We start from the raw sequence: 26083 nt of genomic DNA on the forward strand, positions 1-26083 counted from the left end.
GGCAGCGACACCGGCAAATGGGCATGAATTCCAATGCACCGGCTTCTTGAACGTTCCGCAGCGCAGCATGAATCAGCTAGGTGGCCGGTTCCCGACATTCAAGCGGGAGCGACGCGCGGCGACAATAGGCCCGCGCGTTAATGCTAACGGACGTGACGCAAAAGTCACAACAATCTGAGCAAAGATTCTACGGTGTAGAGCCCGAGCCCGGCGAGCCCGCCGATCAATGAGCCGTTGAAGCGGATGTATTGCAGGTCGCGCCCGATGTTGATCTCGATCAGCGAAATCAGCTGCGTCATATTCCACGCCTTGACCTGATCGGAGATGAAGGTCGAGACGCCGCTCTTCTGGTCCGCGACGAAGCTGCGCAGTACGGTCACGAGACCCTTGTTGATCTCGCCGCGCAGCTCGGCATCGCTGGCGAGCGCCTCGCCAGCGGAGACGAACATCCCGGCGAGATGATGTTGCAGCACCTGCGTCTCGCCGCTCGCACTGCGCTCGATGAAAGTGCGCGTGTTGGCCCAGACGGTGCGGGCGAGATCGGCAAGCTCCGGCCGCGCCAGGAGATCGCGTTTCAAACCGTCGATGCGGTCGACATAGGCCTGGTCGGTGCCGAGCCGGTCGACGAAGCTCAGCACCATGCGGTCGAACTCGCCGCGGAACGGATGCTTGGGATCGCTGCGCACTTCGTTGAAGAAGGCGGTGGCGGAAGCCACGATCTTGTTCACCAGAAACTTGTCGGCGCGATAGAGCTTGAGCAGGGTCGGCAATTCCGCACGCACCTTTTCGCGGATCATTGCCATCGTCTCTTTTTGGTTCAAGCTCTCGTGCATCACGCGCAGGAGATCGTCGAACAGGATCTGGTGCCGTCCCTCCGCGACGAAGCCGCGCAGCGTGCCGGCCGCGAGCGGCGCGAGGTCGATGGCCTGGAGCTGCGAGGACATGCGGCGGATGATGAAGGTCATCAGGCCGGAGCTTTCGGTTGCGGACACTGCCTCCGGCAACAGACGCAGCGCAAAGCGCGCGAGGTCGTCACTACGCTTGCGCTCGCGCAGCCAGTCGGCGACGAAGGAGCCGAAATCGATTTCCTTCAGCTTGGCCTCGACGGGACCGGCCTCGAGGAAATGCACCTGGATGAATTCGCCGAGCTTGTCGGCGATTCGGGCCTGGTTGCTCTGGATGATCGCCGTATGCGGAATGGGCAGGCCGAGCGGCCGCTTGAACAGCGCCACCACGGCATACCAATCGGCGAGACCGCCGATGGTCGCAGCTTCCGCAAAGGCGGCAATGAAGCCGAAAACGGGATGCACCGGCAGCAGCCACTTTGCGACGACAAACAGTGCGAGCGTCGAGGCCAACACCAGCGTCGCCAGCGCCTTGACGCGGCGGAGTTCAGCCGCGCGCTCGACGTCGCCGGGAGCGTCGAAGGAGAAAGTGACAGACGAGTCCATGACTGCATCACAGTACTCGTCATTGCGAGCGAAGCGAAGCAATCCAGAATCTTCCAGGAGGAAAGACTCTGGATTCGTCGCAAGGGCTACATCGCAATGACGGCGTCGCAGAAAAACAAAGGCCCGCCGAAGCGGGCCTGAAATTTCAGTTTGTGCTCAGGCGGCAGATCAGGCGGTCTTGCTGTAGACCTTGGCGAAATTGTCCTGAGCGGACTTCGCACCGTTGGCGGCGAGCTTGCCGAGATAGTCGGCGGTCGCCTTGGCGCGCGAGACGAACACTTCGCCGCGGGAGCGGAGCAGGCTCGACTGGATCTCGACGGCTTCGCTGACCGACTTGGCGGACGCGAGCTTGTCAATGCCCGAGAAGAACGCCTCGGCATCCTCGTAGATCGCCTGCTGGATGTTGCGGCTGATCTTGCCGGCCTCGGTGATGGACTCGGTCACCGCGTTCTCGACGGCGGCGGTCACGCGCTCGGAGCCAGCGAACACCTCGGCAGCACGGTCCTTGGCGGTGTTGGCAGTCTTCTTGACGAATTCGCGGGCAGCCTCGGGAACTTCCAGGTTCTGGATGTTCTTGAAAGCGTCCTTGAAGCCCTCGAAAGCGGTATTGGTTTCAGTGGTCATGGGGTTCTCTCCATCCTCAATGGTCTGAGCTATGGGCTCACCCCGTCCGCATCGGCCCGGGGCACGGTCTATATGGCACGGTTAATTGTGCGGCGCAATATTTGTATTGCACTGCGATATCGCGAAATCGTGAACAGCCTTAACGGGAGGCATCGTGACGCCTCCCGAGCCACGGGCTCGGTGATCGGCCCGATCCGGCCCTAATGCCGGACGACCCTGTTAGTGCTGGACAGCGCCTGGCAGTCCATAGGCCTCCATCTGGGCCTCGACCTGCGCGACGTTATGGCCGAGCACGACGATATCGTGGGTCTTGCCGTCGACGTCCCGGACCTGGTCCCGCAACAGGGCTTCAGCCTTGAAGCCGAGGCTCTCGAACAGGGCGATCGCCGCCTGCTGATCCACCGTCATCTGGACCGAGAGCTTTTCCAGGCCCGCGCCGAGCGCGAGCGCAAACGTCTCCTGCGACAGCGCCTTGCCCACGCCCTTGCCGCGGACCTCGGGGGAAACCACCATGCGGATCTCACCGACATGGGGCGACCAGGAATGGGGATCGCGCACCAGCGTTCCGCAACCAACGACCCTGCCCTCACTGACCGCGAGCAGGCTCTGAATCGCTCCGCGCTCGATCTCCTTGACCCAGGCCGACAGCACCTTCGGCTCGCTGATGTTGCGTGGCAGGAACAACAGATCGTGGGTCGGCAGGGCCTTGCCGAAGGCCAGCACCGCACCTTCGTCGGCCGGCGACATCAGGCGGATCTCGATAGCGCCAGCGTCGGTCTTGACGTGGCGCGGATAGGAACGCTGCTCGCTCATGTCGATCTCTTTCCCAGCCAGGAATCCAGTTTCGGCCACAGCCGCTTCACCGCATTGGCGCCGGCAACGAGCGAGACATGACCGCCCTTCAGAATGACCTCTTCCTTGTCGGTCGAGCCGACCTTGGCGATCAGGTGCTTGGCGGCCTCATAGGGCACGATGTGATCGTGCTCGGCGACCGCATGCAGGATCGGCACCGTGATGTTCTCGAGCTTTGCCGCACGGCCGCCGACCGACATGGTGCCGTTGAACAGCTTGTTGTCCCACATCAGGTCCTTGGTGATGGCGCGGAAATATTCGCCGGCGAGCGGCAGCGTGTCGGTCGCCCAGCGGTCGAACATGCGGTACGACTTCACGAACTCGTCGTTCCAGATGTTTTCCCAAAGCTGGATCTGGCTCACCGTGCGCGAGGCCGGGCGCAGCATCTCGAACGAGGACAGGATCATTTCCGGCGGCACGTTGCCGACGCTGTCGACGAGGTGGTCGACGTCGAAATAGCGGCGGTCGGAGAAATTCGAGAACAGCTTCATCTCGCGGAAATCGATCGGCGTGGTGAAGCAGATCAGGTTCTTCATCGGCCCGTCCTTGTGGATCGAGCCGTAGAGCAGCGACAGCACGCCGCCAAAGCAATAGCCGATGACGGAGACGTCCTGCTCGCCGGAATCGGCCTGCACGCGGCGGACGCAGTCCGGGATGAAGTCGAGGACATAGTCCTCCATGCGCAGGCTCTTCTCCTCCGGCCGCGGCGCGCTCCAGTCCAGCATGTAGACGTCATAGCCGCGTTTCAGCAGGAACTCGATGAAGCTCTGGCCGGGCACGAGGTCGAGAATATAGCCGCGGTTAGTGGTTGCCATCACGATCAGCACCGGCACGCGGTAGATCTCGTCCGTCATCGGCCGGTAGTGATAGAGGCTCATGGTGCCGCGCGAGTGCAGAACGTCCTTTGGCGTCGAGCCGAGCGAGGGGCCTGAGGTCGAGAAATATTCGACGCCCTTGATGCTGCGCTGAATCGCGCGCTGCACCTCGGACTGGATGCGCTCCGGGATCGACGCAAGATCAAGTCCCGCAGGCGCGTTCATTTCTGGTCTCCGCCTTCGGATGGCGGACGTTTGGTGCGCGGCGGCCGCGGCGCGGCGCCGGGTTGCTGCGCGCCCGAATTTGCCGACATCTGGCTCAGCATCGACTTGATTTCGCCGAGCTGGCCTTCGATCGACTGGAGCCGTTCCGCGATGCCGGTCATCTGCTCCCGGCTCGGCAGGTTCATCGAGAGCAGGTATTTCTCCATGAGATCGCCGAATTGCTTCTGAGCACCTGCAGCAACGCCGCCGGCTCGATTCATGGCCTGCGAGAATTCGGGCGTCTCCATCGCCTTGGTCGCGAAGGAGTTGAAACCCTTCTCCATTTCGCCGACCATCTTCTGCCACAAGGCAACGGGATCGGTGATCTTGTCGGTCATCAGCGTCCTCCCAGTACGGAGGGCTTCGCACCCTTCTTGTCCCGCCATACCACACCGTTGCGCGGTGCCGGTCAACCGGCAAGCAGCCGGCGCAGCGTCGGACACGCCCGCTTCTTCGCGGAACGAAACCGTGCGATACAGCATCGGTCAGCAGGAGGGACCCGTGACCGCCCATCAGCCGCCCCAGACCGTCCGCGCCAACGACATCGACATCTGCTACGAGAGCTTCGGCAGCGACAATGCCGAGCCGCTGCTGCTGATCATGGGCCTCGGCGCGCAGATGATCCATTGGGACGATGCGTTCTGCGAGCAGCTCGCCGCACGCGGCTTCCGCGTGATCCGCTTCGACAATCGCGACATCGGCAAATCGAGCCATCTCACCGGGGGCAAGCGGCTGACGCCGTTCGAGCTCTTGAAGCTGCGCTTGTTGCGGATCCCCGTGGCCGCCACCTACAAGCTGATCGACATGGCCAAGGACACGGTCGGCCTGATGGATGCGCTCGGCATCAAGTCGGCGCATCTCGTCGGGGCGTCAATGGGCGGCATGATCGCGCAAGAGGTGACGCTGTCGTTTCCGCAGCGCGTGCGCTCGCTCACCTCAATCATGTCGACGACGGGCAATCCGCGCATACCGCCCCCGACCCGCGAGGCCGCCGCGATGCTGATGGCGCCGCCGCCGCGCAGCAAGGAGGAGTTCATCGTCCGCTACGGCCAGACCTGGAAGGTGCTGCGCGCCGGACATTTCCCGGAAGAGGAAGCGCTTGATCCCGGCCGCGCCGAGCGCGTGTTCGCGCGCGGGCTCAATCCGGCCGGCGTCGGTCGCCAGCTCCGCGCCGTGCTTGCCTCAGGCAGCCGCAAGGAGCGGCTGCGCGCCGTGAAGGCACCGACGCTCGTGATTCACGGCACCGTCGATCCGCTGGTCCGCCCCGAAGGCGGCAAGGACACGGCCGCGTCGATCCCGAACGCCAAGCTGCTGATGATCGAGGGCATGGGCCACGCGCTCCCGATGCGCTTCTGGCCGCAGATCGTCGACGCGATCGACAAGCACGCGCATGGCGCGGCGGCACAGGCCGCTTAGGCCGGCCGGTCTCCTCCCGGTGACCATGTGAGCTGCCGGTGCCTGTCTTAACGCGGGTTCCGATGAAGGCTATACAAGCCGTCTCAGACGCCAAACAGAGGCTGCGGCCTCTCGGAGCTCACATGCATTTCATCATCCGATCCGCGGCAATGGCCGCTTTCATTCTCATGTTGTCTCTCGCCGGCGGCGCCGCGATGGCCGCCAGCGCGCAGGAAGAAGCCAACCGCCAAACCGTGCTGGCATTCTATGAGAAGGGCCTCAACCAGAAGGACGCCGACGCCGCCCTCGCCTATGTCGGCAACCGTTACGTCCAGCACAATCCAACCGCTCCCGATGGTCCGGACGGCTTCCGGAAGTTCATCGGCTTCCTGCGCGAGAAGTTTCCGAACTCGCGCAGCGAGATCAAGCGCAGCTTCGCGGAGGGCGACTTCGTCATCCTGCACGTTCATTCCGTTCGCGAGCCCGGCACCAGGGGCCGCGCGATCGTGGACATCTTCAAGCTGGAAAACGGCAAGATCGTCGAGCATTGGGACGTCGTTCAGGAGATTCCTGAAAACCCCGCGAACGGCAACACGATGTTCTAGCCGGAAAACGTAGCCGCGTAGGGTGGGCAGAGGCGCGCCCTTCACGCGCCGTGCCCACCATCCATCCGCATCCTCGATGGAGGCGATGGGCACGCGCCTTCGCTCTCCGGGCTACGGCCGCTTTGCCCACCCTACTGTTTCTTCGCGATCCAGATCACGTGGCGGGCGCCGCCGCCTCTGCCGGTGGCGCGAACGTTGACTTCGTTGACGTCGAAGCCGGCACGCTTGAGGCGTCCTGTGAACGGTGGATTGGGTCCCGACGACCAGACGGCCAGCACGCCTCCCGGCCGCAGGGCCGTCTTCGCAACCTGCAGCCCGCTCGCATTGTAGAGCGCGTCGTTGCCCTTCCGGGTCAGCCCCTCAGGCCCGTTGTCGACGTCGAGCAGGATGGCGTCGAAGGCTGAACGCTTCGCCCTGATGACTTCACCAACATCGATCTCGCGAATGCTCACCCTGGCATCGTCGAGACTATCGCCGAAGACCTCTGCCATCGGGCCTCGCGCCCAGGCGACGACCGACGGGACCAACTCGGAGACCACGATCTTCGCCTGGGGCCCGAGCACGGCCAGCGCCGCGCGTAGCGTAAAACCCATGCCGAGACCGCCGATGAGAACGACGGGCTTTGCGACTTTCTCGATCTGCTTCGCGGCAAGCGTTGCCAGTGCCGCTTCGGAGCCCGACAGGCGGCTGTTCATCAGCTCGTTGGTACCGAGCTTGATGGAGAACTCCTTGCCCCGCCGCATCAGGCGGAGCTCCTCATCGGAACCGGGGATTTTTGCGGTGTCGATCTTTTCCCAGGGAATCATGGGCGACGTTTAGCACGAACCGACCGGCAATCACCCTCCCCAGACGTCCAGCACATACCTGTTGTTCGCGCCCATCTCCTCGATCCAGCGCGCGCCGGCGGCGGCATCGCTGCCGCTCTTCTCGCGATGGATCGCGACCAGCGCAGCCTTCACGTCCGGCTCCATCTTGCCGCCGTCGCCGCAGACATAGATGATCGCGCCCTGCTCGATCAGCGGCCAGACCTTGCCCTTCTGCGCCGCTAGCACGTGCTGCACATAGGTCTTCGGCCCGTCCGCGCGCGAGAACGCCGTGAACAGCTCGGTGATGCCGCTCGCCGCCAGCGCCTTCAGCTCCTCCGCGTAAAGAAAATCCTGCTCGGGATGGCGGCAGCCGAAGAACAGCATGGATGGACCGAGGGTGGCTCCCTTCGCCTTGCGCGCGGCGCGCTCCTGGAGGAAGCCACGGAACGGCGCAAGTCCCGTGCCCGGACCGATCATGATAACAGGCACGGATGGATCATCCGGCAGGCGGAAGCCGGCCTTGGTTTCGCGCACGGTGGCGTAGATCGTATCGCCCGTGCGCCGGTTGGCGAGATAGTTCGAGCAGATGCCCTTGTACGTGCCACGGCCGGAGGCGGCCGGCCCTTCGACCACGCCGACCGTGACGCTGCAACGCGCCGGGTCCACCGACGGCGAGGACGAGATCGAGTAATAACGCGGCGCCAGCAGCGAGAGCATTTCCAGATAGACGTGGAACGGCAATTCGCAAGCCGGATATTCGAGCAGCAGGTCGAACACCGATTTGCGCTTGGCCAGGATCTCGGAGCGGTAGCGCTGGAGCGGCTCCGCCTCCTCGCCGACGAAGGCCAATAGCTTCGGCTTGGTGACCGGGCAGCGGGTGTGCTCGGCCATGATCTGGATCTGCTTGCGGGTCGCGACCTGCTGCAGCTCGACGAACTCGCTCAGCAGGCGGCCCACCGAAACGGCCTCGCCCACCGGCAATTGCGCGCGCCGACCCTCTGCCACCTGCAGTCTGATCTGGTCGGCGGGCAGGAAGCCGAAGCGGCGGGCCACCGAATCCACCAGCGTCGGATCGTTGCGCGGAACGACGCTGAGGTGATCGCCAACGCGGTAGCTGACGTTGGCCGGCAGCTGCACCTCGATGTGGCGGGTCGAACGATCGGAAGGATTCGCTCCGGACTTGTTCTGGAGCTCATCATTGACCAGCACCTTCATCGCCACCGCGCCGCCCTGGGCGACGATGGTGTTGACGGCGGTCACCGCGACCGGCTCGATCGCATAGAGCGGATCGTCCTCCGCGGTGCGGGTGAAATTCCAGTCGATGCCGAATTCCTTGGTCGCGACCTGTGCGGCCGCCGGGAACCATTTCTGGAACTGGCCATCCAGATCGCTACGCGCATCGCCCTCGCCGCGCGGATACACCGCGCGCGCACCGTGCTTCGACAATTGCTCGTCGATGAAGCGCGGCACCGATTGATACGTCGCGGCCCAGTCGCTGTTGCCGCAGCCGAACACGGCATAGCGCACACCGGCAAACGCGTCCTTCGGCAAATCGCCGCCGAGCCATTTTACAAATTCCGTGGCGTTGTCCGGCGGCGCCCCGCTATAGGAGGCGCAGATGATCAGCACCCCGCCCTCCAGCGGCAGCTTGCCGACGTAATCGTCAAGCGGGCCGAGATGCACGGCAAAGCCGTTGATCTCGGCAAGATCGGCCATGCGCGTTGCGAGCTCTTCGGCGGTGCCGAGATTGGAGCCGTAGAGCACCAGCATCGGCGTGTTGTGGCCGGGCCGTGTGGTGGGCTGACGCTGCGCCTTTGGCGCCGAGGAAGTAGCCGCAACGGGTCCGCCATAGGCGCCGCGCTCGCGATCGGCGCGCGGCCGCACCTTGATCTTGAAGCCTTCCGGCTTGATCGTCAGCGTCTCCTTCAGATGCATCTGGTAGCGCTGATGGTCGATCAGCTTGAAGCGCTGCAGGATCATGCCGAGCGCGAGCGCTGCCTCGTGCATGGCAAAGCCCCGGCCGATGCAGGCGCGCTGGCCGTTGCCGAACGGCTTCCAGGCATTGATCGGCCGTTTTGCCTCCGCCTCACGGCTGAAATTCTCGGGGTCGAACGCGTCGGGGTTGGGACCCCACACGCTGGGATCACGATGCAGCGCCGTCACCAGGATGGTGACGAACGTTCCCTTCCTGAGCTTGTACTTGCCGCCGCCGATGGTCTCGTCGTTCAGCGGCGAGATGCCGTAGGCCGGCGCCGGCGGCCACAACCGCAGCGACTCCTTGAGGATCTGCGTGATGTAGGTGAGCTGCGTCACCTGTTGATAGGTCGGCTTGGCGTTGACGTCGGGGCCGAAGACGCGGTCGACCTCGTCATAGGCCTTCTTGAGGATGTCCGGATGCTTGAGCAGCGCATAGAGCGTGTAGGACAACAGGCCGCTGGTGGTCTCGTGCCCCGCGATCAGGAAAGTGTTGATCTGGTAGCGGATATTGACGTCGTCGAGCTGCTCGCCGGTCACGCGGTCGACGCCGGTCATCATCGCGGCGAGCATGTCCTTCTTGTCGTCGATGCCTTCCGCGCTCTTGCGTCGCTCGGCTATGATCTCGTCGACCATCCTGTTCATGAAAGCGACGTCTTCGGCCAGCGTCTTGCGCCGCTTCTGCATCCAGAGCTGCTCGAACGGCAGGCCGCGCGTCATCATGATGGTTTCGAGCGAGCGCACCAGCGACTCGACGAAGGGATGGTAGTCGCGCCGGTAGAACGAATTGAAGCGGTAGTCGAAGCCGCACAGGCCGATCGTATCCAGCGTCAGCGCGGTCATGTCGTGCACGACGTCGATCTCGTCGTCGGCGTTGAGCCGCTCCCATTTCTGGACGAGCTGCTCGGCGATGTCGACCATGCTCGGATGGTAGGACTGCATGGCGCGGTTGCCGAAGGGCTGCAGCAGGATGTTATGCGCCTTGCTCCAGTTCGGCTCGCGGGTGTCGGCGGTGAACAGGCCGTCGCCGCCGACCGCACGCACGCGCCGCAGCGCGCCGCGCACCGTCTTGTCGAACCGCTTCTCGTCCGAGAGCTCGTCGACGAGATCGTGGCCGGAGACGACGACGATCGGCGAGCCCATCATGTCGAGCCAGAAGATCGGACCGAGCTCCTTGGCAAGCCGCGTCAGGTGCTGCACGGGAGCGGCGGCGTCCAGCGACAACATATTCCCGACCACCGGCTTGGTCGGCGGCTGCGGAATCGGGTCCAGACGGTTCTTGGATGACATCGAAATGTAGTCCCCCTTGCCTCAATGTCGTCATTGCGAGCGAAGCGAAGCAATCCAGAAATATATCGGCGGAGGCAGCCTGGATTGCTTCGTCGCTTCGCTCCTCGCAATGACGAGCTCGCAATGACGAGCTAGCCAAATCGCCTTCTACGCCATTCGATCAGCTTGGCGCTGACCTCTTCCGGCTTCTCCTGCTGCGTCCAATGGCCGCTGTCCTTCACCAGATACTTCTCGAGGTCATCGATCAGCTTTTCCATGCCGTCGGCCGCCGACGGCGGCAGCACCGCATCGTTCTCGGCCATGATCATCAAGGACGGCACATGGATGTGGTGGTCCAGCCCCTTCGCCCGCTCCCAGTTGCGGGTGAAGTTGCGGTACCAGTTGATGCCGCCGGTGAAGCCGGTCTTCGTGAACGTGTCGACGAACACCTTCTTCTCGTCAGCCGACAGGATCGGCGTCCGCGGATCATGTCTGGCGTCGTAATTCGCGATCATCTGCGGGAACGCCAGATTGATGCGGGGCGAAGCACCAATGCCGGCAATCGGCTGTTCCTGAGGCGCACCCGGAGGACGCGCGGCCGGCTTGCGCATGAAGGCATCAAAAGTCTGCTCGACACGGCTGCCGAAGATCCTGTCCGGCTCACGCGCGGGGTCCTGGAACTGGACGATATACATCTGGTCGCCAAAACGCTGGCGAAACAGCGCGATCGGGTCGATCGGCGCGCGGTCCCAGTGCGGAGTGTTGACCCCGACGACGCCGGCGACGCGCGTGGGGTGCCGCAGCGGCATCTGCCAGACGACGAAGCCGCCCCAGTCGTGGCCGACGAAGATCGCCTTCTCGATGCCGAGATGATCGAGCAAACCGACGAGATCGCCGGTCAAGTGCTCCATATCATAGGCTTCGACCGGCTCGGGCCGGTCGGTCGCGCCGTAGCCGCGCTGGTCGGGCGCGATCACGCGGATGCCGGCCTCGCTCAGCGCCTTGATCTGGTGACGCCAGGAAAAGGCGAGCTCGGGCCAGCCGTGGCACAGCACGACCGGCGGCTTGTCGTCCGCTGGGCCTGCCTCGTAATAGCCCATGCGGATTCCGTTCGTCGTCGCGAACTTGAGCGGCGGCATTTCAATCATTGCAAGTTCCTTACTCTGCGGCGCCCTTGATATCGGCGGCCGGCGGCGTGTAGGCCGCCTCCAGCGCGGCGAACTCCTCGGGCAGCATGTCGCACATCACCTGCACATGCGGAATGATGTTGGCACCGACGATGAAGCCGAAATCGAGCTGGTCGCGGTAGCTCTGCACGGTGATGTTGAGCGCCTGTCCGTGCGTCGCGATCGACACCGGGAAGATGTGCAAGAGCTCGGCGCCGGCGGCGTAGAGGGTCTGCCGCGGCCCGGGCACGTTGGACACGGTGATATTGGCCGCGGGCGGCAGCACGTCCGACAAATTGGAGCGGCTGTAGAGCAGCGCCAGAATCTGCACCATGATCGGCGCGCCCAGCATCGAGATGTTCGAGACCTGCGGCATCAAGGCGCGCAAGGGATGCGACATCTCCTTCGACTTGGTCGATTGCGCGATGATCGCCTCGAGCCGCGCCTTGGGATTCTCGACGTTGGTCGCGATCGAGCAGATCATGCCGAACACCTGATTGTTGGCCTCGGTGTTGCCTTCCTCGCGCAGCGAGATCGGCACCGCGGCCGTCAGGGATTTCGCCGGCAGCGTGCCATATTGCAGGAGATAGCGGCGGACCACGCCGGAGGCGAGCGCCAGCACGACGTCGTTGAGCTTGCCGCCGGCCTGCTTGGCCAGCGCCTTGGCCCGCGACAGCGGGATCGACACGCCGGCAAAACTCCGCTCCGACGAGATCGTCTTGTTGAGCATGGTCGGCGGCGAGACCATGCTGGCGAGGCTCTCCCGCGATTTGGGATCGGCGATCCTGCCGAGCACGTCTGACACGCTCTTGAGCACGGTCGGGATGTTGCCGGCGAAGCGTACCGCGCTCTCGATCTGGTACATCGCGTTGTCGAACAGGATCGAGCCGATATCGCTCTTGCCGGTGCGCGGCAGCTGCAGGTTCTTCGCCGCTTGCGAAGCCTCCAGCGGCCGGCTGAACAGCTGCTGATAGGAATCGAGCAGGTTGGCGGCGATGCCGCGCGGCTCCTGCCCTGGCTTGCTGCCCGCGGTCGGCGGATCGACCTTCCGCGGGATCGGCGAGATGTCGTAGATCATGTTGGTCAGCGCCGCACCGGCGCCGCCGTCGATCGCGGCATGGTGCATCTTGGAATAGAGCCCGACCTCGTTGTCCTTCATGCCCTCGAACACGTAGAACTCCCAGAGCGGGCGGGCGCGGTTGAGCAGCTTGGCATGCATCCAGCCGACGATGCGCTCGAGCGTGGCGCGATCGCGCGGCTGCGGCAGGCTGGCACGGAAGATATGGCGGTCGATATCGAACTGGTCGTCCTCGACCCAGGAGGGATGATCGATGTCGAGCGGCGCCTTCTCCAGCCGCGCCTTGAGAATCGGCGCGATGTGCAGGCGCGAGACGATCATCGCCTTGAAGTCTTCGAAGAAGTCGCCCTTGTAGTCGTCAGGCAGGCGGAAGATCGCCATGCTGCCGACATGCATCGGCATCTCCGGTGTTTCCAGATAGAGAAACGACGCGTCAAGCGACGACAGCTTCTTACCGTCAGCCATGGTTCCCTCCCGAATATTCACCGGGCGCCTTGGTGGCGCTTCTCGTCAGGCCGATACTGCCCGGTCCGGCGGGGCATATGCAATGGCAAACGGCCCCGCCCGGTCAAATGGCCAGAAGTCTCCCTCCGGTTGCGCCAGGCGGTCGGCCAAGGCCCACAGCACCGCCGGGTTCACGCCGAGCCCGATATGGCTCGCCAGCAGCACCTCGATGTTCTCGGCACGGTCGGAGGGGCGCAGCAGACAGGTCCGCCAGTTCACGATCCCGTCGGCGCGCGAATAGATCGACGTCGCCGGCACCGGCAGATCGCCCGCGATCGCCTCGCGCGCTTGCGCAAAGTCCTCGACCTTCTCGCCGGACAGCGTCTCATAGAGCCGCGTCGCGTTGGTCGCCCGCACGTCGTTGGCAAAAGGGCTGCCGAGCGTGATGACGTAGCGGACCTTGTCGGGCGCCCAAAGCGCGAGATCGCGGGCATAGACGCCCCCTAGGCTCCACCCGACCAGGCTGACCTTGCGCCCCGTGGCGGCATGGATTTCGGCCAAACGCATGCGCAGCGAATCCCGCATGCGCCCGAGCCCGCCGAGATTGCGGCCCATCCGCCAGGCATGAGCCGCATAACCGAGCTCGCTGAGATAGCGCCGCATCGGCACCATCGAGAGGTCGCTGGCGAGAAAGCCCGGCAGCGCCAGCACTGGGTGGCCGTCGCCCCGCGGCGCCCGCATCAGGAGCGGCGACAGCAAGAGGCTCGCATTCAGCTCGAACAGCCCACGGGACTCGGCGAGCAGCAGGCCGAGACCGGGCGGACGAAGCCGGCCTTCTTGCAGCACCCCGTCCGGTCCGGGCGACACTATTTTTTCTTGTCGCCGCTGCGCGTGCCCCCGAGCCCGGCCATGGCGACGAACATGTCCTGAAACCGCTCGGCGATCTTGGGATCGAAGGTGAACCAGCTCTGGATCAGCGATTCCGGCGAGACCTTCTCGATGTTGCTGAGCACCTGCTGCTGCAGCTTCTCCATCACCGCCGTCTGCATCGGCCCCACATCGGGCAGACCGAAGAACTGGCGGGCCTCGAGGGGGGTGCAGTCGATTTCGATGTTAACCTTCATGTCCCCTCCAGATGAGATTCGAGCGGCCTGTCGGAGTATCACCGCGAGAAGGTCTGCAACGCAAGCGACCTGAGGGGAAGCCGTAAGGACCGGCTTGCCCGATCGACGGGTATGGTCAATCAAATTGTCGGCCCGCGCCCCGCGCAGAAGCTCGCCGGCCCGCCCGGGATTGCCGGGCAGCATTGCTGCACAGCGGTGCAACTTGGCGCGTTCCTTGCTGGAATGACGCTTGCACGGGTCGAGAACTCTGGGCAACATGGATCAGTCAGCCCCGCCGAACAATCAAAAATCACCGGCGCGGCAGTGTGGAGAGGGTCAAGAATGTCAATCGGTCAAAGTCTGTTTGCGGCGACGCTCGCCGGTACGCTTGCGTTGGCGGTCTCGCCAGCAGCCAGCCAGACGCTACGCTATGCCAACCAGGGTGACCTGAAGTCGCTCGATCCCTATACCCTGAACGAGAGCACCACCCACGCCCATCTCGGCCACGTCTATCAGGGCCTCACCGCGCGCGACAAGGACCTCAAGATCATTCCGGCACTGGCGGAAAGCTGGGAAACCCCGGAGCCGACCCGCTGGCGCTTCCATCTGCGCAAGGGCGTGAAGTTCCACAACGGCGACCCCTTCACCGCCGACGACGTGGTGTTCTCGGCCGATCGCGTCCGCAAGAAGGGGTCCAACATGCAGACCCGCCTTGCAGCCGACGTCAAGGTCGTCAAGGTCGACGACTACACCGTCGACTTCGTCCTGCCCTCGCCCAATCCCATCCTGCACAACGCGTGGGATGTCTGGTACATCATGGACAAGAAATGGGCCGAGGAGAACAACGTCGTCGATCCGACGCCGGTGGCGGCGACCACACCGAGCTATGCCTCGCTGCATGAGAACGGCACCGGCCCCTTCATCATCGAAAGCCATCAGCCCGGCGTGAAGACGGTGTTCAAGGCCAATCCCAATTACTGGGGCAAGGTCGAGGGCAATCTGAAGGAGATCATCTTCACCCCGATCGCCTCCGACGCCACCCGCGTCGCCGCGCTGCTCTCGGGCGAAGTCGACGTGATCGAGCCGGTGCCGATCCAGGACATCTCCCGCGTCGATTCCAGCCCGAACGCCCAGGTGCTGAAGGGGCCGGAGCTGCGCACCATCTTCATCGGCTTCGACCAGATGCGCGACGAGCTGCTCTACTCCAACATCAAGGGCAAGAACCCGTTCAAGGACGCCCGCGTCCGCGAGGCCTTCTACAAGGCGATCGACATCGAGCTGATCAAGACACGCGTGATGCGCGGGCTGTCGACGCCGTCGGCGCTGATGATCGCGCCGGAGCTGTTCGCACTGTCCAAGAGCTTCACGCGGCCGAAATTCGATCCTGATGGAGCCAAGAAGCTACTGACCGAAGCCGGCTACCCCGACGGCTTCGAGGTCACCATGGACTGCCCGAACGACCGCTACGTCAACGACGCCGCGATCTGCCAGGCTGTGGTCGGCATGCTCGCCCGCATCGGCGTCAAGATCAATCTCCTGGCGCAGCCGAAGGCGCAGTACTTCGCCAAGGTGCTGAAGCAGGGCGGCTACCAGACCTCGTTCTACCTCTTGGGCTGGACCCCGAGCACGATGGACTCCCACAACGTGCTCTACGACATCATGGGCTGCCGCGACGACGCGAAATCCTCGCGGGGCGAGGCCAATCTCGGCGGCTACTGCAACAAGGAGTTCGACACCATCACCGACAAGGTGCTAGTCGAAACCGACCCCGAGAAGCGCAACCAGCTGATCAAGGAGGCCTACGAGATCGGCATGAAGGACTGGTCGTACATCCCGCTGCACCAGCAGGCTCTGGCCTGGGGCGTCTCGAAGAAGGTCAACCTGCCGCAGCGCGCCGACAATCTCGTCATGTTCCACTGGGCGACCAAGAAGGAATAAGCATCGGTGGAACACGAGGTCCCGGCGGCATCCGCCTTCCGGGACCTTTCCGTTTCCGGCTGACAAGGACGTCGGCCGTACGCATACCCAAGGAAAGTGGAAGGCATGCTCGCTTTCACGCTTCGCCGCGCCGTTCAGGCCATCGGCGTCATGTTCGCCGTCGGCATCATCGCGTTCTCGATGTTCCGTTTCGCCGGCGACCCCGTCAATCAGATCGTCTCGATCGACACTTCGGCAGCCGAACGCGCGATCGTGCGCAAATCGCTCGGCCTCGACGACCCCGTGCCGGTGCAGTTCGTGCGCTATTTCGCCGATGCGGCGCAGTTCAAGTTCGGCGTCTCCTACCAGTTCCGTCAGCCGGTCGCGGCTCTGCTGATGGAACGCATGCCGGCGACGCTGGAACTTGCGATCTGTGCGACATTGTTTGCGATGGTCTTCGGGATCCTGATGGGCGTCTATTCGGCGCTCAAGCGCGATACACTGCTGGCCAAATTATTCCAGGCGGTCTCGCTGATCGGCATCTCGCTGCCGACCTTCCTGATCGGCATTCTCCTGATCTATCTGTTCGCAGTGACGTTGGGCTGGTTGCCCTCGTTCGGCCGCGGTGAGGTAGTCAAGCTCGGCTGGTGGACGACGGGCCTGCTCACGGTGTCGGGACTGAAGGCACTGATCATGCCTGCGATCACGCTCGGCCTGTTCCAGATGACCCTTATCATGCGGCTGGTGCGCGCGGAGATGCTGGAAGTCTTGCGGACCGACTATATCCGCTTCGCCCGCGCGAGGGGGCTGACCACCCGTGCCATCCATTTCGGCCACGCGCTGAAGAACACGCTGATTCCGGTGATTACTGTAGCAGGGCTTCAGTTTGGCTCGGTTATTGCATTTTCGATCATCACCGAAACCGTGTTCCAATGGCCGGGCATGGGGCTTCTGTTCGTCCAGGCCGTGCAAAACGTCGACATTCCGATCATGGCCGCCTACTTGCTGATGGTTTCACTGATCTTCGTCACCATCAATCTGGTGGTCGACATCCTCTACACGGTGGTCGATCCGCGCCTGCGTTCGACCGTCGGTCGCGCGGCATAAGGCAAACTGCATGTCCAACGCAGTCGTCTCCAATTCCGACAAGCAAAGCGCACAGCCGATGCCGGCCGCCCATGGCTGGTTCAGCCGCACGCTCGACAGCGACCTGTTCTATTCGTTCCGCCGCTCCAAGCTCACCATGGTGGCTGCCGCCATCACGGTCCTGTTCTTCCTGCTTGCGATCTTTGCATCCGTGCTCGCGGTGCAGAACCCGTTCGATCCGGCACAATTGCAATTGATGAATTCGCGGATTTCGCCGCTCTGGACCGCGGACGGTCAGAGCCCGTTCCTGCTCGGCACCGACGAGCAGGGCCGCGACGTGTTCTCCGCCATACTCTATGGCATGCGCATCTCGCTCGCCGTGGGCGTCGCCGGCGTGATCTTCGCCGGCGCGCTCGGGATCGCGCTCGGCCTGATCGCCGGCTATTTCGGCGGCGCAGTCGACGGCGTGATCATGCGGATCGCCGACGTGCAGCTCACCTTCCCGGCCATCCTGATCGCGCTCCTGGTCAACGGCATCGCGAAGTCGATCCTCGGCAACCGGCTGGACGCCACCAGCATGCTGGCGGTGCTGGTGATCTCGATCGGCCTGAGCTTCTGGGTGGGCTATGCCCGGACCGTGCGCAGCTCCGTGATGGTCGAGAAGAACAAGGACTACGTGGCCGCCGCGCAGCTGATCGGTCTGCCGGCGCCGAAGATCATGTTGCGGCACGTGCTGCCGAACACGATGGGCCCGATCCTGGTCATCGCCACCATCAACCTCGCGCTTGCCATCATCACCGAGGCGACGCTGTCCTTCCTCGGCGTCGGCCTGCCCGACACCATGCCCTCGCTCGGCACGCTGATCCGCATCGGCAACAATTATCTGTTCGCCGGCGAATGGTGGATCGTCGCCTTCCCGGGGCTTGCGCTCGCGGCGCTGATCCTGTCGATCAATCTGCTCGGCGACTGGCTGCGCGACGCGCTCAATCCGAAGCTTCGATGAATACGCCTCGTCCATGACCGAACCCGTCCTTTCCGTACGCGATCTTCACGTGGAGTTCGCCTCCCGCCGCGGCACGCTGCGCGCCATCGACGGCGTCTCCTTCGACATCGCCAAGGGCGAGGTGCTCGGCGTGGTCGGCGAGTCCGGAGCCGGCAAGTCCGTCACCGGCCTCGCGGTGATCGGATTGATCGATCCGCCCGGCCGCATTGCCGGCGGCGAGATTCATCTCGCGGGCCTGCGCATCGACAATCTGCCGCCGGAGGAGATGCGCCGTGTGCGCGGCAAGCGCATCGGGATGATCTTCCAGGATCCGCTGACATCGCTGAACCCGCTGTACAAGGTCGGCGACCAGATCGTGGAGACGATCCGCACCCATCTCAATCTGTCCGAACAGGCCGCCCGCCGCCGCGCCATCGATCTACTCGCCGAAGTCGGCATTCCCGCGCCGGAAAAGCGCATCGACGGCTATCCCCACGAGTTTTCCGGCGGCATGCGCCAGCGCGTCGTGATTGCGCTCGCGATCTGCGCCGAGCCGGAGCTGATCATCGCGGACGAGCCGACCACCGCGCTCGACGTCTCCGTGCAGGCGCAGATCATCTCGCTGATCAAGCGCCTCGGCCGCGACCACGGCACCGCCGTGATGCTGGTGACCCACGACATGGGCGTGATCGCCGAGACCTCGGACCGCGTGGCCGTGATGTATGCCGGCCGCGTCGCCGAGATCGGCCCGGTGCAGGACGTCGTGAAGAATCCGCTGCACCCTTACGCCAAGGGCCTGATGGGCGCGATCCCGACCCTTGCCGGCGAGGACAAGCGCCTGGTGCAGATCCCGGGCTCGATGCCGCGCCTGTCGGCGATCCCGCGCGGCTGCTCGTTCAATCCGCGCTGCGCCTTTGCGTTCGATCGTTGCCGAGTCGATCGGCCGGAGCCGCTGCCGCGCGGCGCGCAATCGGTGGCCTGCCACCTCTATGACGACGTGCCGGCGGAGAGCATGGCATGAGCGCTCCCTTCGTCCAGGCCACAAACCTGCGCCGCGTCTTCGACGTCTCGAAGCCCTGGCTCAACCGCGTGCTCGAAGGCGGACATCTCGAATATCTCAAGGCAGTCGATCACGTCACCTTCGACATCAGGAAGGGCGAGACGTTTGCTCTCGTTGGCGAGTCCGGCTCCGGCAAGACCACGGTGGCACGCATGGTCGTCGGCCTGCTGCCGCCAAGCGCCGGCGACGTGCTGATCGACGGCGTCTCCATGACCGACCCGCGGCAGGCCCTCGCAAGGCGGAGGCTGCGCCGCCGTATCCAGATGATCTTCCAGGATCCCTATGCAAGCCTGAACCCGCGCTTCCGGGTCGATGCCATCATCTCCGAGCCGATCCGTGCCTTCGACCTGATCCAGGGCGAGCGCGACATCCAGGCCCGGGTCGGCGAGCTGCTCAGCCTCGTCGGCCTGCATCCGGACGACCGGTTGAAATACCCGCACGAATTCTCCGGCGGCCAGCGCCAGCGCATCGCGATCGCACGCGCGCTCGCCTCCGACGCCGAGTTCATCGTCTGCGACGAGCCGACCTCGGCCCTCGACGTCTCCGTGCAGGCACAGATCCTGAACCTGATGCGCGACCTCCAGGACAAGTTCGGCCTGACGTACATGTTCATCAGCCACAACCTCGCCGTGGTCCGCCACATGGCGAGCCGCGTCGGCGTGATGTATCTCGGCCGCATCGTCGAGATCGCGGAAGGACGCGAGCTGTTCGCCAATCCGCGCATGCCCTACACCAAGATGCTGCTGGGCGCCGTGCCTGATCTTGCCATGAGCGGCCGCCAGCGCATTCCGGTCAAGGGCGAGATCCCGAACCCGATCAATCCGCCCCCCGGCTGCGCCTTCAATCCGCGGTGCCCGCTGGCGTTCGATCTCTGCCGCAGGGAAACGCCGGAATTGATCGACGGCGTCGCCTGCCACGCGGTCAACACTGCGCCGGTCCCGGCGTGACGCGCGCGTGCCATGCGGCCTGCGCATTTGGCGTACCAGCATCGGCTGTGATCAATTGCGCGCGCCGGAAATAAGGTGGTGAAGTCCCATGGGCAGCAATATCAATCCCGATCCGTTCACGACGAGGCCCGAGATCGAGGGCACGTTCGGGGTCGTCGCCTCGACGCACTGGATCGCGACGGCCGTGGGCATGGCCATCCTGGAAAAGGGTGGCAATGCCTTCGATGCCGGTGTCGCCACCGCCTTCACGCTCCAGGTGGTCGAGCCACATCTCAACGGCCCCGGCGGCGACGTGCCCATTATCGTGCATGACGCCAAGCGCGGCCGCACCGAAGTGATCTGCGGCCAGGGCCCGGCGCCGGCGCGCGCCACCATCGCGCATTACAGGAGCGAAGGCCTCGACATGGTGCCGGGCACGGGCCTGCTTGCCGCCTGCGTTCCCGGCACCTTCGAATCCTGGATGATGCTGCTGCGCGACTACGGCACGATGCGCGTGCGCGACGTGCTGGAGCCCGCGATCTCCTATGCCCGCGACGGCTATCCGCTGGTCGAGCGCGCCTGCGCCACGATCCAGACCGTGGAGCAGTTGTTCCGCAAGCACTGGCCGACCTCGGCCGCCGTCTACCTTCCGAACGGCGAGGTGCCGAGGCCGGGCACGCTGTTCACCAACACAACGCTGGCCGCGACCTATGCCCGCATTCTCAGCGAGGCCGAGAGCGGCGACGGCGACCGCGACGCCGAGATCGAGCGCGCGCGAAAAGCCTGGTCGCAAGGCTTCGTCGCGGAAGCCATCGACAAGTTCTGCCGGACCCAGGAGGTGATGGACGTCAGCGGCTCGCCTCATCGCGGCGTGCTCTCCGCCGACGACATGGCGCGCTGGCAGCCGACGATCGAAGCGCCACTCACCTACGATTACGGCCGCTACACCGTCTGCAAGGCCGGCGTCTGGAGCCAGGGACCAGTGACGCTGCAGCAGCTCGCGCTGCTGAAGGGCTTTGCGCTCGACGGCCTCGACCCGACCGGTCCGGAGTTCATCCATCTCCAGATCGAATGCGCCAAGCTCGCCTTTGCCGACCGCGAAAAATTCTACGGCGATCCCAAATTCAACGAGATCCCGATCGAAACGCTGCTGTCGGATAGCTACAACGATGAGCGACGCAAGCTCGTCACCGACAAGGCCTCGCTCGATTTCATTCCGGGCTCGGTCGAAGGCTTCGGCGGCGTGGTCAAGCTGCGCCGCGCCGAAGGCCAACGCGAGGCCGTCGGTGCGCTCGGCGCCGGCGAGCCGACGGTGGGCCGCTTCGGCGAGGTGCGCGGCGACACCGTGCATTTCGACATCATCGACAGGGACGGCAACATGGTGTCGTCGACGCCGTCGGGCGGCTGGCTGCAATCCTCGCCTGTTATTCCCGAGCTCGGCTTTTGCCTCGGCAGCCGTGCCCAGATGTTCTGGCTGGAGGAAGGCCATCCCGCCGCGCTCGCGCCGGGCAAGCGGCCGCGCACCACGCTCTCTCCGAGCATGGCGCTGCGCGATGGCGAGCCTTACCTCGCCTGGGGCTCGCCAGGCGGCGATCAGCAGGACCAGTGGATCACGCAATTCTTCCTGCGCCACGTCCATTGCAACCTCAATCTCCAGGAAGCCATCGACGCGCCGGCCTGGCATTCCGAGCATTTCCCGATCTCGTTCTGGCCGCGCACTGCGCGCCCCGGCGTGCTCGTGGTCGAGAACCGCGTGCCGAAGGCGACGATCGAAAATTTGCGCGAGCGCGGGCATATCGTCGAGGTCGGGCCGGACTGGTCGGAGGGCCGCCTCACCGCGGCCTCACGCGTAGGTCGCCGCCGCCGCGCTGCCGCCAATCCGCGCTGCATGCAGGGCTACGCGGCGGGGCGCTGAAGGCAGCACATGACCTGGTCGATCATCGCGCGCGATCCTGCCACCGGCCAGTTCGGCATCGCGGTTGCAACCCGCTTCTTCGCCGTCGGCGCGCGCGTGCCTTATATTGCCGCCGGCCTCGGCGCCATCGCGACCCAGGCCTTCGTCAATCCCTATTACGGCATCGACGGCGTCAAGCTGTTGCGCGAGGGGCTCAACGTTCACGACGTGCTCGCCACGCTGCTGGCGACCGATGACGGCCGCGAGAGCCGCCAGGTCCATATCATGGATGCGAGCGGCGCAATCGCCGCGCATACCGGGCGCGACTGCATCGATTGGTGCGGCCATCTCGCAGGCAGCGGCTTCTCGATTGCCGGCAACATGCTCACCGGGCCCGACGTGCTCGATGAGACCGCGAAGACCTACATCGCGAGCGACAGCCTGCCGTTCCCGCGCCGTCTGCTCGCGGCGATGCGCGCCGGGGAAGCCGCCGGCGGCGACAAGCGCGGCAAGCAATCGGCGGCGCTCGTGATCCACGGCGAGGAGGAATGGCCGGCGCTCGACATTCGCGCCGACGACCATCCCGATCCGCTGGGCGAGCTCGAACGGCTCGAGCGCGTCAGCCAAGAGCTCTGGGTGCACTTCCGCCCATCCATGCCGACGCGGCAGAACCCGGCCGGCAACACCGATCGCAGCGTCATCGATGCCAGCATCGCTGCGGCGCGCGCGAGACAATCATGAGCGCCAGCCCCCTCATCGAGATCAAGGATCTGCGTATCCGCTTTCATGGCGACGACGGCCGCATAACCTACGCGGTCGACAGCGTCGATCTTAGCGTTGCCAATGGCGCCACGCTCGGCCTCGTCGGCGAATCCGGCTGCGGCAAGAGCGTGACGTCGCTGGCGATCATGGGCCTGCTGCCGAAGCAAAGCGCGGAGATATCGGGCGCGATCCGCTTCGGCGGCTTCGACCTGCTGACGATGCCGGACCAGACCTTGCGCGATCTGCGTGGCAACCGGCTGGCGATGATCTTCCAGGAGCCGATGACCTCGCTCAATCCGAGCTTTACGATCGGCGACCAAATCATCGAGACGATCCTGCGTCACCGGGGCGGCTCGCGGAAGAGCGCGCGCGAGCGCGCGATCGAGCTGTTGCGCCGCGTCCATATCCCTTCGCCCGAGCGGCGGATCGACGACTACCCGCACAAGCTCTCCGGCGGCATGCGCCAGCGCGTCATGATCGCGATGGCACTCGCCTGCGATCCGCGCCTACTGATCGCGGACGAGCCGACCACCGCACTCGACGTCACCCTGCAGGCCCAGATCCTGGAGCTGATGCGCGAGCTGAAGGCCGCGAGCGGCGCGGCGATCATCCTGATCACCCACGATCTCGGCGTCGTTGCCGAGGTCTGCGACGAGGTCGCGGTGATGTATGCCGGCGAGATCGTCGAGCGCGCGCCGGTCGATGAATTGTTCTCCGCGCCGCAGCATCCCTACACCGTCGGCCTGCTCGGCTCGATCCCGCGGCTCGACTACCGGGCCGAGCAGCTCGCGACGATCGAAGGCATGGTGCCGAACATGGCGCAGCCGCCCGCCGGCTGCCGCTTCGCCGCGCGTTGCCCCTTCGTGCTCGACGCCTGCACCAGAGCGTCGCCGCCGCTGGTCGAAGTCAGCGTCGGCCACCTCTCGCGCTGCATCCGCGCGCCGCTCGAATTGCTGGTGTCGTGATGGCGCTGCTCGAGGTCGAAGGCCTGGTCAAGCATTTCGTCGCCCAGCGCTCGCTGCTCGGCCGCGCGCTGGCGCACGTCAAGGCGGTCGATGGCGTGTCGTTCTCGCTCGAGGCCGGCAAGACGCTGGCTCTGGTCGGCGAATCCGGCTGCGGCAAGTCGACCGTCAGCCGCCTGGTGCTGCGTCTGATAGAGCCGGATGCCGGCACGATCCGCTTCGACGGCCGTGACCTGCTCGCGCTCGATGCCGCCGGCTTGCGCGCCTTCCGCCGCGAAGCGCAGATCATCTTCCAGGATCCCTACGCCTCGCTCAATCCGCGCATGACGGTCGGCCAGATCCTGACCGAGCCGCTGGCGCTGCACGATTTGGTGCCGCCGGCGCGGCGAGCCGAGCGCGTCGCCGAGCTGCTGCGGCTGGTCGGGCTGGAGCCGCGCCTCGCCCGGCGCTATCCGCATGAATTCTCCGGCGGCCAGCGCCAGCGCATCGCCATCGCCCGTGCGCTCGCGGTCGAACCGAAGCTGATCATCTGCGACGAGCCGGTCTCGGCGCTCGACGTCTCGATACGCTCGCAGATCCTGAACCTGCTGCGCGAGCTGCAGGATCGGCTTGGCCTCGCCTACATCTTCGTCTCGCACGACCTCGCGGTGGTCAAGCACATCGCCGACCACGTCGCGGTGATGAATCTCGGCCAGATCGTCGAGACGGCGGAAGCCGACGCGCTGTTCGCCGCGCCGCGCCATCCCTATAGCCGCGCGCTGCTGTCCGCGATCCCGCTGCCACAGCCGAAGGCGAAACGAACGACGGTGCTGCTGGAGGGCGAAATCCCGAGCGCGCTCAATCCGCCCGCCGGCTGCCGCTTCCACACCCGCTGCCCGTTCGTGATCGAGCGCTGCCGCAGCGAGCCGCCTGCGCTGCTAGCCGACAGCACGGGCCACGCCACCGCCTGTCACCGCACCGCGGAGCTGCCGTCTGCCGACGCCATCCTGCCCACCGCCGGCGGGTTCTCGCCGGCGCTCGCAAAACTGGTCGCGGCCTTCAGCCAAAAGACGGAAGGCAGAAGCCCTGCCGGGGTTGGTATACAGAGCGCCGCGTCCGCAACGAAATAGCCGAAGCAATGGGGATTGTCCGATGAAGATGTTTCGCCTGGCCGCAACGGCCGTCGCTGTGCTGGTGTCGATTGGAACCGCGCAGGCCCAGACCAGCTTGCGCATCGGCCTCGCCGAGGACCCCGATATCCTCGATCCCACGATGGCGCGCACCTATGTCGGCCGCATCGTGTTCTCCTCCTTCTGCGACAAGCTGTTCGACATCGACGAGAAGCTCAACATCGTGCCGCAGCTGGCGCTCGGAAGCGAAACCGCCGACGACGGCAAGGCGCTGGTCATCAAGCTGCGACCCGGCGTGAAATTCCACGACGGCGAGCCGTTCGACGCCGAGGCCGCAAAGTTCTCGCTGGAACGGCATCTGACGTTCCCCGGCTCGTTCCGCAAGCCGGAGCTCGCCTCAGTCGATCACGTCGAGGTCGTCGATCCCCTCACCATCAAGCTGGTGCTGAAGTCGCCGTTCTCGCCCCTGCTCGCTCAGCTCACCGACCGCGCCGGAATGATGATGTCGCCCAAGGCAGCGAAGGAGGCCGGCGACAAGTTCGGCCTGCGCCCGGTCTGCGCCGGCCCTTACAAGTTCGTCGAGCGCGTGCAGCAGGACCGCATCGTGTTCGAGAAATTCGCCGACTACTGGAACAAGGACAACGTCTTCATCGACAAGATCGTGTTCCAGCCGATCGTCGATGCCACCGTGCGGCTCGCAAACCTGAAGTCCGGCGGCCTCGATCTGATCGAGCGCGTGCTCGCCACCGATCTGAAGGAGGTGCGCGCCGACTCGCGGCTGAAGGTCGCGACCGCCATCGAGCTCGGCTATCAGGGCATCACGCTCAATATCGGCAAGGACAAGGCCAAGGGCCCGCTCAGCCAATCGGCCAAAGTGCGGCAGGCACTCGACTGGTCGATCGACCGCGAGGCGATCAACCAGGTGGTGTTCAACGGCGAATTCAAGCCGGGTAACCAATGGGTCAATCCCGATCACCCCTATTATCAGGGCGCATTTCCGATCCACGGCCGCGACATTGCCAAAGCCAAGGCCCTCCTGAAGGAAGCCGGCGTCACTGGGCCAGTCAGCGTTGACTTCCTGGTACCAAAGGGTGCCGAGACCGAAGCGGTGGCTCAAGTGGTGCAATCCATGGCGAGCGAAGCGGGCTTCGATATGAAGATCCGCGTCACCGAGTTTGCGACGTCGCTGAAGCAGGCCGAGGCCGGCGAGTACCAGGCCTTCATGCTGGCATGGAGCGGACGCATCGATCCCGATGGCAATTCCTACGTGTTCCTGCGCAAGGATGCGCCGCAGAACTACAGTGCCTGGACCAACGCCGACGCGGACAAGGCGCTCGACGACGCCCGCCGTACGTCGGACATGGCTCAGCGCAAGGCTGCCTACGAGAGACTTACGAAGCTGGAGCTGGAAGATCACGCCATCCTCTACCTCTACCACCGCCGCATCATCATCGCGCACACGACCAAGCTGAAAGGCTACAGGCAGATGCCGGACGGCCTCGTCCGCGTTGTCGGTCTCAAGCTGAAGTGACGCTGCGA

Annotated in this window: 23 protein-coding genes; 12 read left to right on the forward strand and 11 right to left on the reverse strand. The window is 64.8% G+C overall.

Features of this window, described 5'->3' with window-relative positions; all coding sequences use genetic code 11:
• Window positions 1-164: 164 nt before the first annotated feature.
• From HZZ13_RS20390 to HZZ13_RS20410, 5 genes are all read right to left on the reverse strand, one after another.
• Window positions 165-1451, reverse strand: a complete 1287-nt coding sequence (locus HZZ13_RS20390; RefSeq protein WP_197961329.1) for a DUF445 domain-containing protein — start codon at window positions 1449-1451, stop codon at window positions 165-167.
• Window positions 1452-1619: 168 nt separating this feature from the next.
• Window positions 1620-2075 (reverse strand): phasin, encoded by a 456-nt coding sequence (locus HZZ13_RS20395; protein ID WP_036004804.1) that lies wholly within the window; start codon window positions 2073-2075, stop codon window positions 1620-1622.
• A gap of 219 nt (window positions 2076-2294) precedes the next feature.
• Entirely contained in the window at window positions 2295-2888 is a 594-nt protein-coding gene (locus HZZ13_RS20400; protein WP_197961330.1) for a GNAT family N-acetyltransferase, read from the reverse strand.
• Window positions 2885-3967, reverse strand: a complete 1083-nt coding sequence (locus HZZ13_RS20405; protein ID WP_197961331.1) for a PHA/PHB synthase family protein — start codon at window positions 3965-3967, stop codon at window positions 2885-2887. Before HZZ13_RS20405 ends, HZZ13_RS20400 begins: the two co-directional genes overlap by 4 nt.
• Window positions 3964-4344 carry a hypothetical protein gene (locus HZZ13_RS20410; RefSeq protein WP_172784029.1) on the reverse strand — a complete coding sequence of 127 codons (381 nt, stop codon included), beginning with the start codon at window positions 4342-4344 and terminating at the stop codon, window positions 3964-3966. The genes HZZ13_RS20405 and HZZ13_RS20410 overlap by 4 nt, the downstream gene beginning before the upstream one ends.
• Before the next feature lie 163 nt (window positions 4345-4507).
• On the opposite strand from HZZ13_RS20410, the gene HZZ13_RS20415 reads away from it, so the two are divergent.
• Together HZZ13_RS20415 and HZZ13_RS20420 are read left to right on the forward strand one after the other, a co-directional pair.
• Window positions 4508-5422, forward strand: coding sequence for an alpha/beta fold hydrolase (locus HZZ13_RS20415; RefSeq protein WP_197961332.1), 915 nt, complete (start codon window positions 4508-4510; stop codon window positions 5420-5422).
• 122 nt (window positions 5423-5544) lie between these two features.
• Window positions 5545-6006 carry a nuclear transport factor 2 family protein gene (locus HZZ13_RS20420; protein ID WP_197961333.1) on the forward strand — a complete coding sequence of 154 codons (462 nt, stop codon included), beginning with the start codon at window positions 5545-5547 and terminating at the stop codon, window positions 6004-6006.
• Between the two features lie 131 nt (window positions 6007-6137).
• On the opposite strand, the gene HZZ13_RS20425 is transcribed toward HZZ13_RS20420, so the two are convergent.
• The 6 genes from HZZ13_RS20425 to HZZ13_RS20450 form a co-directional block, all read right to left on the reverse strand.
• Window positions 6138-6812, reverse strand: a complete 675-nt coding sequence (locus HZZ13_RS20425; RefSeq protein WP_197961334.1) for a spermidine synthase — start codon at window positions 6810-6812, stop codon at window positions 6138-6140.
• 30 nt (window positions 6813-6842) lie between these two features.
• Window positions 6843-10076 carry a bifunctional cytochrome P450/NADPH--P450 reductase gene (locus HZZ13_RS20430; RefSeq protein WP_197961335.1) on the reverse strand — a complete coding sequence of 1078 codons (3234 nt, stop codon included), beginning with the start codon at window positions 10074-10076 and terminating at the stop codon, window positions 6843-6845.
• Between the two features lie 131 nt (window positions 10077-10207).
• Window positions 10208-11203, reverse strand: a complete 996-nt coding sequence (locus HZZ13_RS20435; RefSeq protein WP_197961336.1) for an alpha/beta fold hydrolase — start codon at window positions 11201-11203, stop codon at window positions 10208-10210.
• 10 nt (window positions 11204-11213) lie between these two features.
• Entirely contained in the window at window positions 11214-12764 is a 1551-nt protein-coding gene (locus HZZ13_RS20440; protein ID WP_197961337.1) for a WS/DGAT/MGAT family O-acyltransferase, read from the reverse strand.
• A gap of 45 nt (window positions 12765-12809) precedes the next feature.
• Window positions 12810-13610, reverse strand: coding sequence for an esterase/lipase family protein (locus HZZ13_RS20445; protein WP_197961338.1), 801 nt, complete (start codon window positions 13608-13610; stop codon window positions 12810-12812).
• Entirely contained in the window at window positions 13610-13867 is a 258-nt protein-coding gene (locus HZZ13_RS20450) for a DUF6489 family protein (RefSeq protein WP_197961339.1), read from the reverse strand. Before HZZ13_RS20450 ends, HZZ13_RS20445 begins: the two co-directional genes overlap by 1 nt.
• A gap of 321 nt (window positions 13868-14188) precedes the next feature.
• Here HZZ13_RS20450 and HZZ13_RS20455 point away from each other — a divergent pair, with 321 nt between their 5' ends.
• The 10 genes from HZZ13_RS20455 to HZZ13_RS20500 all read left to right on the forward strand — a co-directional run bounded on the left by HZZ13_RS20455 (window position 14189) and on the right by HZZ13_RS20500 (window position 26075).
• Window positions 14189-15784: an ABC transporter substrate-binding protein gene (locus tag HZZ13_RS20455; RefSeq protein ID WP_197961340.1), complete on the forward strand. Its 1596-nt coding sequence runs from the start codon at window positions 14189-14191 to the stop codon at window positions 15782-15784.
• Window positions 15785-15889: 105 nt separating this feature from the next.
• Entirely contained in the window at window positions 15890-16870 is a 981-nt protein-coding gene (locus HZZ13_RS20460; RefSeq protein WP_197961341.1) for an ABC transporter permease, read from the forward strand.
• Window positions 16871-16880: 10 nt separating this feature from the next.
• Window positions 16881-17852, forward strand: a complete 972-nt coding sequence (locus HZZ13_RS20465; RefSeq protein WP_197961342.1) for an ABC transporter permease — start codon at window positions 16881-16883, stop codon at window positions 17850-17852.
• 13 nt (window positions 17853-17865) lie between these two features.
• Window positions 17866-18852: an ABC transporter ATP-binding protein gene (locus HZZ13_RS20470; protein WP_197961343.1), complete on the forward strand. Its 987-nt coding sequence runs from the start codon at window positions 17866-17868 to the stop codon at window positions 18850-18852.
• Entirely contained in the window at window positions 18849-19838 is a 990-nt protein-coding gene (locus HZZ13_RS20475) for an ABC transporter ATP-binding protein (RefSeq protein WP_197961344.1), read from the forward strand. The genes HZZ13_RS20470 and HZZ13_RS20475 overlap by 4 nt, the downstream gene beginning before the upstream one ends.
• Before the next feature lie 88 nt (window positions 19839-19926).
• Entirely contained in the window at window positions 19927-21732 is a 1806-nt protein-coding gene (locus tag HZZ13_RS20480) for a gamma-glutamyltransferase family protein (RefSeq protein ID WP_197961345.1), read from the forward strand.
• 9 nt (window positions 21733-21741) lie between these two features.
• Complete coding sequence (locus HZZ13_RS20485; protein ID WP_197961346.1) at window positions 21742-22452, forward strand: DUF1028 domain-containing protein; 711 nt, start codon at window positions 21742-21744, stop codon at window positions 22450-22452.
• Window positions 22449-23438 (forward strand): ABC transporter ATP-binding protein, encoded by a 990-nt coding sequence (locus HZZ13_RS20490; RefSeq protein WP_197961347.1) that lies wholly within the window; start codon window positions 22449-22451, stop codon window positions 23436-23438. The genes HZZ13_RS20485 and HZZ13_RS20490 overlap by 4 nt, the downstream gene beginning before the upstream one ends.
• A complete protein-coding gene (locus HZZ13_RS20495) occupies window positions 23438-24544 on the forward strand; it encodes an ABC transporter ATP-binding protein (protein WP_197961348.1) in 1107 nt (368 codons plus the stop codon). The genes HZZ13_RS20490 and HZZ13_RS20495 overlap by 1 nt, the downstream gene beginning before the upstream one ends.
• A 22-nt stretch (window positions 24545-24566) precedes the next feature.
• Window positions 24567-26075: an ABC transporter substrate-binding protein gene (locus tag HZZ13_RS20500; RefSeq protein ID WP_197961349.1), complete on the forward strand. Its 1509-nt coding sequence runs from the start codon at window positions 24567-24569 to the stop codon at window positions 26073-26075.
• Window positions 26076-26083 lie beyond the last annotated feature (8 nt).

This window comes from Bradyrhizobium agreste, assembly GCF_016031625.1.
In the GTDB taxonomy this organism is placed as follows: domain Bacteria; phylum Pseudomonadota; class Alphaproteobacteria; order Rhizobiales; family Xanthobacteraceae; genus Bradyrhizobium; species Bradyrhizobium agreste.

Coding starts and splice junctions, on each gene's coding strand:
- HZZ13_RS20475 (WP_197961344.1), top strand. CDS start 18,849: ATGAGCGCTCCCTTCGTCCAGGCCACAAACCTGCGCCGCGTCTTCGAC.
- HZZ13_RS20395 (WP_036004804.1), bottom strand. CDS start 2,075: ATGACCACTGAAACCAATACCGCTTTCGAGGGCTTCAAGGACGCTTTC.
- HZZ13_RS20460 (WP_197961341.1), top strand. CDS start 15,890: ATGCTCGCTTTCACGCTTCGCCGCGCCGTTCAGGCCATCGGCGTCATG.
- HZZ13_RS20440 (WP_197961337.1), bottom strand. CDS start 12,764: ATGGCTGACGGTAAGAAGCTGTCGTCGCTTGACGCGTCGTTTCTCTAT.
- HZZ13_RS20500 (WP_197961349.1), top strand. CDS start 24,567: ATGAAGATGTTTCGCCTGGCCGCAACGGCCGTCGCTGTGCTGGTGTCG.
- HZZ13_RS20410 (WP_172784029.1), bottom strand. CDS start 4,344: ATGACCGACAAGATCACCGATCCCGTTGCCTTGTGGCAGAAGATGGTC.
- HZZ13_RS20465 (WP_197961342.1), top strand. CDS start 16,881: ATGTCCAACGCAGTCGTCTCCAATTCCGACAAGCAAAGCGCACAGCCG.
- HZZ13_RS20435 (WP_197961336.1), bottom strand. CDS start 11,203: ATGATTGAAATGCCGCCGCTCAAGTTCGCGACGACGAACGGAATCCGC.
- HZZ13_RS20405 (WP_197961331.1), bottom strand. CDS start 3,967: ATGAACGCGCCTGCGGGACTTGATCTTGCGTCGATCCCGGAGCGCATC.
- HZZ13_RS20470 (WP_197961343.1), top strand. CDS start 17,866: ATGACCGAACCCGTCCTTTCCGTACGCGATCTTCACGTGGAGTTCGCC.
- HZZ13_RS20495 (WP_197961348.1), top strand. CDS start 23,438: ATGGCGCTGCTCGAGGTCGAAGGCCTGGTCAAGCATTTCGTCGCCCAG.
- HZZ13_RS20425 (WP_197961334.1), bottom strand. CDS start 6,812: ATGATTCCCTGGGAAAAGATCGACACCGCAAAAATCCCCGGTTCCGAT.
- HZZ13_RS20400 (WP_197961330.1), bottom strand. CDS start 2,888: ATGAGCGAGCAGCGTTCCTATCCGCGCCACGTCAAGACCGACGCTGGC.
- HZZ13_RS20485 (WP_197961346.1), top strand. CDS start 21,742: ATGACCTGGTCGATCATCGCGCGCGATCCTGCCACCGGCCAGTTCGGC.
- HZZ13_RS20455 (WP_197961340.1), top strand. CDS start 14,189: ATGTCAATCGGTCAAAGTCTGTTTGCGGCGACGCTCGCCGGTACGCTT.
- HZZ13_RS20430 (WP_197961335.1), bottom strand. CDS start 10,076: ATGTCATCCAAGAACCGTCTGGACCCGATTCCGCAGCCGCCGACCAAG.
- HZZ13_RS20490 (WP_197961347.1), top strand. CDS start 22,449: ATGAGCGCCAGCCCCCTCATCGAGATCAAGGATCTGCGTATCCGCTTT.
- HZZ13_RS20390 (WP_197961329.1), bottom strand. CDS start 1,451: ATGGACTCGTCTGTCACTTTCTCCTTCGACGCTCCCGGCGACGTCGAG.
- HZZ13_RS20450 (WP_197961339.1), bottom strand. CDS start 13,867: ATGAAGGTTAACATCGAAATCGACTGCACCCCCCTCGAGGCCCGCCAG.
- HZZ13_RS20480 (WP_197961345.1), top strand. CDS start 19,927: ATGGGCAGCAATATCAATCCCGATCCGTTCACGACGAGGCCCGAGATC.
- HZZ13_RS20420 (WP_197961333.1), top strand. CDS start 5,545: ATGCATTTCATCATCCGATCCGCGGCAATGGCCGCTTTCATTCTCATG.